The organism is Anaerosporobacter sp., from assembly GCF_965301125.1.
In genome coordinates, this window is record NZ_CBDLAM010000129.1 from 9,571 (window position 1) to 11,938 (window position 2,368).

Here is a 2,368-nt window from a genome sequence, read left to right on the forward strand (position 1 = left end):
ATATACAATTCCTAAAGAAGATCATTTTTCAACTATTGAATATAAAGTGCTACTGAATCAAAGAGAGAATAATCTCTTAAGATGTTCAAAAGTAACCTGTAATGGGCATCTTCAGCTCGTGTATAATGTGCAACAATTACAATCGTTAAGTGCTGTTGTCCCTGGGTTACCAACATCAAAAATATATTCAATTCTTGCAGAAGTACTAAAAATATACCAATATGTTAAGGAAAATGGTTTCTTGAATGAAAATCATCTTCAGTTAGATTTAGATTTAATGTACATAACATTAGAGCCCTTACAATTATATATGATTTATTGTCCATTCACTTTGGAGATGGATACTAAGGAAGAATTGATTGATGGTTGGCTTTATGAGTTTTTGATCTCAATAACGAAGACGTATGTAGATAAGAATGATAGTGGTGGGATAGAATTGCTAAAGGATTTGAAAAGTAATGCAGTTTCCCTAGAAACGTTAACAACAAGATTAGAAGGAAGATATTTTGAGGAAATATCAGAGGCTAATAGAAAGAGAGAAAAAGAAACGTTAACTACTAAAAAATTAAAATTAGTGCAAAGTAATCCTCAGAATAAATTAATAATACCAATAACCAAGCAAGAGTTTGTGATAGGTAAGAAAGTAGGCACAGTTGATGGGGTTATAGAAGGTAATCCAACAGTTAGTAGAATTCATTGTAAGATTCTTGTTCGTAAAGATGTATATATGATTGTTGATCTTTCGAGTGTGAATGGGACAATGGTAAATGGATTACGTTGTTCTCCTAATATTCCAGTACGGATAAAAAACGGGGACCAAATAACGATATCAGATTTGACATTTAATTTTATTGAAGATAAGTAGGTATGTAAAATGGATCAGATAAAAATTTTATTTGTAGATGTGGATGAAGAATATTTAATGCGACTTGTAATGAAGTTTATTGATGCTTTAGAAGACAAAGTAGATATAACAATGATTACGGAGTTAGACTATCTTAATCAATACTTAGAAGAACCACATGAAATTAATATATTAGTTATTAAGGATAGTTTATATGGGAAACAGTTTGAGCGTTTTTCTATTAACGATGTATACATATTAACTGAAAACGTAAATAGTGATGATAAATTCATAGATGCACGGAATCTTATTAATAAATATTCAAGTATTGGTCATATATATACGAAGATTGCAAGCTTATCTGGATTGGATAAAATAGATACTTCAAATAATCAAAAAGGAAAATTGGTTATGGTATATTCTCCAATTGGAGGAAGTGGCAAGACATATACAGCCCTTGGTATTGCTAGAGCGTTAGCAGACTTAAACAAAAGAGTGTTATATTTGAATGTCGAATCTGTGCAGAATTTCGAATACTATTTGAATGAAAAAGGCTTTTTACCGAAAGAATTTGAACAAGCAATGATTAGACAAGAAGAGAATTTGATCAAAGAATTTAAGAATACGATTAGAAGAGAAGAGTTTGATTACTTACCACCGTTAGAGCAATCTACGATTGCGCTTAACATTACATTATCATCTTACAAACAGTTAATTGCTTCAATCAAGGAACTTAATTTATACGATTATATAGTCGTTGAAACTTCCTCTGAATTTAATCAAGATAATGTTGTCTATATGGGGATGGCAGATAAGGTTATCATAGTGGCATGTCAAGATTATCTATCGACATTTAAATTAGAACGATTCTTAACGAATATTGATTATGTAGGACAAGATAAGTTTAATATAGTTTGTAATTTGTTCGATGACAAGAAGCAAAATTGTTTGACCGATTCAACTAAGAAAAAGGCATATGATATTTTAGAATATATTACAGTGGAAGAGAAATCACAAGATATAGGTAAAACTAGAGATAAATATGTAGAAGGTGGATTTCAAAAAATTGCTTATTATTTATTGTAATAAGCAGTTGTCAAACTCAATATATAATGTTCTCAGTTTTTTGTCTAACATAATTAGCATGAAACACGTTCGCAAAGAAGGAGTAAGTATGGATCAGAATATTATTATTCAATTAAGGTTATGGAAGAAGAATAAAACAATAGATGTTTCTGTACCATGTGATTTAAGTGTAAATGAATTGATTATTGCATTAAATGAAGCTTTTCATTTGAATATTAATAGCAATGATTTGTCACAGTGTTATCTACAAACGGAAAATCCTATTGCTTTATTAAAAGGAAATCGTAGTATTGAGGAATATGGGTTACATAATGGATCCATAATTAATTTTACAAGATAATGAGAGAGGGCAGAGGGGTAAATTGAAAAATTACGGGTATAAGATAATTATTTATAATAAGAAATTGTATCAAGAGATTGATTTAAACGAGACTAAGC

General features: G+C 29.7%; 3 protein-coding genes. All 3 read left to right on the plus strand.

Annotated elements, in window-relative coordinates; translation table 11 throughout:
• Positions 1-865: FHA domain-containing protein (locus tag ACW2QF_RS13625; RefSeq protein WP_455716552.1), on the plus strand; the 865-nt coding region annotated here is incomplete at its 5' end.
• Between the two features lie 9 nt (positions 866-874).
• Positions 875-1,930: an AAA family ATPase gene (locus tag ACW2QF_RS13630; RefSeq protein ID WP_455716553.1), complete on the plus strand. Its 1,056-nt coding sequence runs from the start codon at positions 875-877 to the stop codon at positions 1,928-1,930.
• A gap of 88 nt (positions 1,931-2,018) precedes the next feature.
• A complete protein-coding gene (locus ACW2QF_RS13635) occupies positions 2,019-2,270 on the plus strand; it encodes an EsaB/YukD family protein (protein ID WP_455716554.1) in 252 nt (83 codons plus the stop codon).
• Positions 2,271-2,368: the final 98 nt, after the last annotated feature.

What these genes read in the sequence shown, in the direction of transcription:
- ACW2QF_RS13635 (WP_455716554.1), top strand. Translation starts at nt 2,019, where the DNA reads ATGGATCAGAATATTATTATTCAATTAAGGTTATGGAAGAAGAATAAA.
- ACW2QF_RS13630 (WP_455716553.1), top strand. Translation starts at nt 875, where the DNA reads ATGGATCAGATAAAAATTTTATTTGTAGATGTGGATGAAGAATATTTA.